The 2,785-nt window shown below is 65.9% G+C and carries 2 protein-coding genes and 1 pseudogene; 1 reads left to right on the top strand and 2 read right to left on the bottom strand.

Annotated features, from left to right (window positions below; translation table 11 throughout):
* Nucleotides 1–187 (bottom strand): annotated as a pseudogene (locus tag FVW27_RS20630) (ChaN family lipoprotein); the annotation flags it as partial.
* Nucleotides 178–1,443: a phenylacetate--CoA ligase family protein gene (locus FVW27_RS12445; protein WP_007526208.1), complete on the bottom strand. Its 1,266-nt coding sequence runs from the start codon at nucleotides 1,441–1,443 to the stop codon at nucleotides 178–180. The gene FVW27_RS12445 and the pseudogene FVW27_RS20630, both read right to left, overlap by 10 nt.
* Nucleotides 1,444–1,915: 472 nt before the next feature.
* On the opposite strand from FVW27_RS12445, the gene FVW27_RS12440 reads away from it, so the two are divergent.
* A complete protein-coding gene (locus FVW27_RS12440) occupies nucleotides 1,916–2,524 on the top strand; it encodes an HPP family protein (protein WP_015946078.1) in 609 nt (202 codons plus the stop codon).
* Nucleotides 2,525–2,785 lie beyond the last annotated feature (261 nt).

Here is a 2,785-nt window from a genome sequence, read left to right as displayed (position 1 = left end):
CGGCCCCTGTCGCGGTCGCTGTTGCGCTCACCGGTGCGGCAACGGGCGCATGCGCCGTGCCGCCGCTGTCGGACGGCCGCGCCACGGCGCAGCCGCCCGCAAGCAGCACGAGCAGAAGCAGCGGCACGCAGGGCAGGAAGATTCCCGCCCCGCGTCCGCTGATATGCCGGGTTCCGGCTAGTCCCATACCCGCTTGTCCTCGATGGGACGGATCTGCGGGGGCAGGGTGCCGGGTGCAAGGATCTTCAGTTCCGGGCGCAGCTTGATCTTCTCGCGGAACTGGTGGAGCAGTTCGTCCTCGCGCTTGAAGTTGCTGGCCTCGATGAACAGGGTCATCTCGTCGATGCCGCCGGGGTTGGTGACCTCGATCTGCCAACGCTTGATTTCCTCGAAGCGCGACATGACCTGTTCCACCTGGTGCGGGTACACGAACATGCCCTTGATGCGCGCGGTGGTGTCCACGCGGCCCACGATGGAGCCAAGGCGCGGGCTGGTGCGGCCGCAGGGGCAGGGCGAACGGTCGATGTAGGACAGGTCGCCGGTGGCCAGGCGGATCAGCGGGTAGGTCTTGTTGAAGGCCGTGACCACGATTTCGCCCACTTCGCCATCCTTCAGCGGAATGCCGGTGTCCGGATGGCAGATTTCCACGTAGCAGCGGTTGGCGATGTGCAGGCCGGTCTTGTGGAAGCATTCGTAGCCGATGCAGCCCACGTCCGCCGTGCCGTAGCCTTGGCGCATGATCAGGTCGAACTTCTTCTCGAGCTGCGCGCGCAGCTTTTCGGAGAATTTTTCGCCGGTGACGAAGCCCACTTCAAGGAACAGGTCCTTGCGCAGGTTCATGCCCTTTTCCTCGGCCTTCTGGGCAAGGTGCAAGAGGTAGCTGGGCGTGCCCACGTAGCCCGACACGCGCAGCTTGGACATGATCTCGAGCTGCGTGGCCGCGTTGCCGGGGCCTGCGGGCACCACGGCGCAGCCAAGGTTGCGCAGGGGTTCCTCGAACATCAGGCCCGCCGGAGCGAGGTGGTAGTTGAAGGTGATCTGGGCAACGTCGCCGGGGCGGAAGCCCACGGAATAGAAGGCTTCGGTGTAGCCCCAGTAGTCGTCGGCGCGGTCTTCGGGGTCGAAGATGGGGCCGGGCGACAGGAACACGCGCTTCAGTTCGCCCAGGTCCTTGGTCAAAAGCCCGCCAAGGCGCGGCCCCATGGACTGGAGGAAGATGAGTTCCTTCTTCTTGAGAATGGGAATGTGCTTGAGGTCCGTGAGGGTCTTGAACTTCTCCACGTTGAACTGGGCGCGGTCGAAGCGCTTCTTCACGTCCTCGGAATAGCGGTAGGCGTAGGAAAGCAGGTCTTTCAGCTGGATGAGGTAGTATTGCCTGCGTTCGCTCTCGTCGAGCACTTCGCGGCGGCTGTAGATGCCTTCGGTACGGTCCTTGCGGGTCATGCGGTGGGCTCCTTGGTATCGTGGCGTGCGGTGCGCGCGGCCCCGGAACAGGAACGCGACGCCCGATGCATTTGCAGGATTCGCCCATAGCCCGCGCGTATGGGGTTGGCAAGAATATTTTTTTATCTCCTTTCATACCTGCGTGATACATAATTTTCCACATGTTGATGATGCCTGTGGAAAATTCGACTCTCGCCACGGTGCGGTGAAAGACGCACCATTGCGGCAGGTTATCGATGGGTGTCTGGCAGATTGCCGCGGGTTGTCCGGGGCCACGCCAGGGCATGGCCAGACAAAACGACAACAACCATCATAAGTACAGCATGATGCACATACCCCTGCGTTCCCTTTCGGGAATGTGACCCTGATCACGGCGGGCGCAGCGGACACGGGGTAGCCTGCACACTTCCGGGTGCGGCGTTTCGTCCTGCGGCGCCGCCCATCCCCACACCCTTCTGCCTGCGACCACACCATGGACTATTTCCGCAAGATGTGCGGCTGCGGCCGCGACAACTGCCGCCCCGGCCTGCTGGGCCTGCTGCCCAAGCCTGATGTTTCCGAAACCCTGTGGTCGTTCATCGGTGCGCTGTGCGGCATCGGCGTGGTGGCGTGGCTGTGCGACCGGGTGGCTTCTCCGGGCGACGGCTTCGTGCTCATCGGCTCGTTCGGGGCATCGGCGGTGCTGGCCTACGGCGCGCCGGGCGCGCCCTTTTCGCAGCCGCGCAACCTGCTGGGCGGGCATGTGCTGTCCGCGCTGGTGGGGGTGTTCGTGGCGCGCAATCTGGGGGTGCCGGGCTTGGCCGGAATGTCGGGGGCAGAGGCGCAGGTCCTCTCCACCGCATGGCTGGCCCCTGCCGTGGCCGTGGCCGCCGCCATCGCCCTGATGCACCTTACCGACACCCTGCACCCGCCGGGCGGGGCCACCGCGCTCATCGCCGTCACCGGCAGCCCGCAGATCCAGGCGCTGGGCTACAAGTACGCCGTGGTGCCCGTGGCCGCCGGGGCCGCCGCCCTGCTGGTGGTGGCCCTGCTGGTGAACAACATTCCGCGCGGGCGGCGCTACCCCAGGCATTGGTGGTAACTGGTGGTGCCGGGGGCTGGTGGCGACTGATGGCAGCGGGCCGCACGGTTGCCACGACGGTGCAGGCGGGCTAGACTGGCCGAGCGCCGGTGGCGCGCCACGGCCCGACAGGAAAACATATTCCATGGCCGCGCCAGCCCCGCCGCAGGAGCCCCATGGAACACCACGCCCCGCCTCCCAACGCCCACGTCGCTGCCCCCGCCCATCCCCTCTCCGCAGCCCATCCGCTGGCGGGTCGCGTGGCCCTGGTCACCGGCGGCG

This window comes from Nitratidesulfovibrio liaohensis, from assembly GCF_011682075.1.
GTDB lineage: Bacteria > Desulfobacterota > Desulfovibrionia > Desulfovibrionales > Desulfovibrionaceae > Cupidesulfovibrio > Cupidesulfovibrio liaohensis.
The sequence above is the reverse complement of the archived record's forward strand: the minus strand, read 5'-3'. Positions and strand labels throughout refer to the sequence as shown.

Excerpts from the sequence above, each read along its gene's own strand:
- FVW27_RS12445 (WP_007526208.1), bottom strand. The coding sequence starts at position 1,443 with ATGACCCGCAAGGACCGTACCGAAGGCATCTACAGCCGCCGCGAAGTG.
- FVW27_RS12440 (WP_015946078.1), top strand. The coding sequence starts at position 1,916 with ATGGACTATTTCCGCAAGATGTGCGGCTGCGGCCGCGACAACTGCCGC.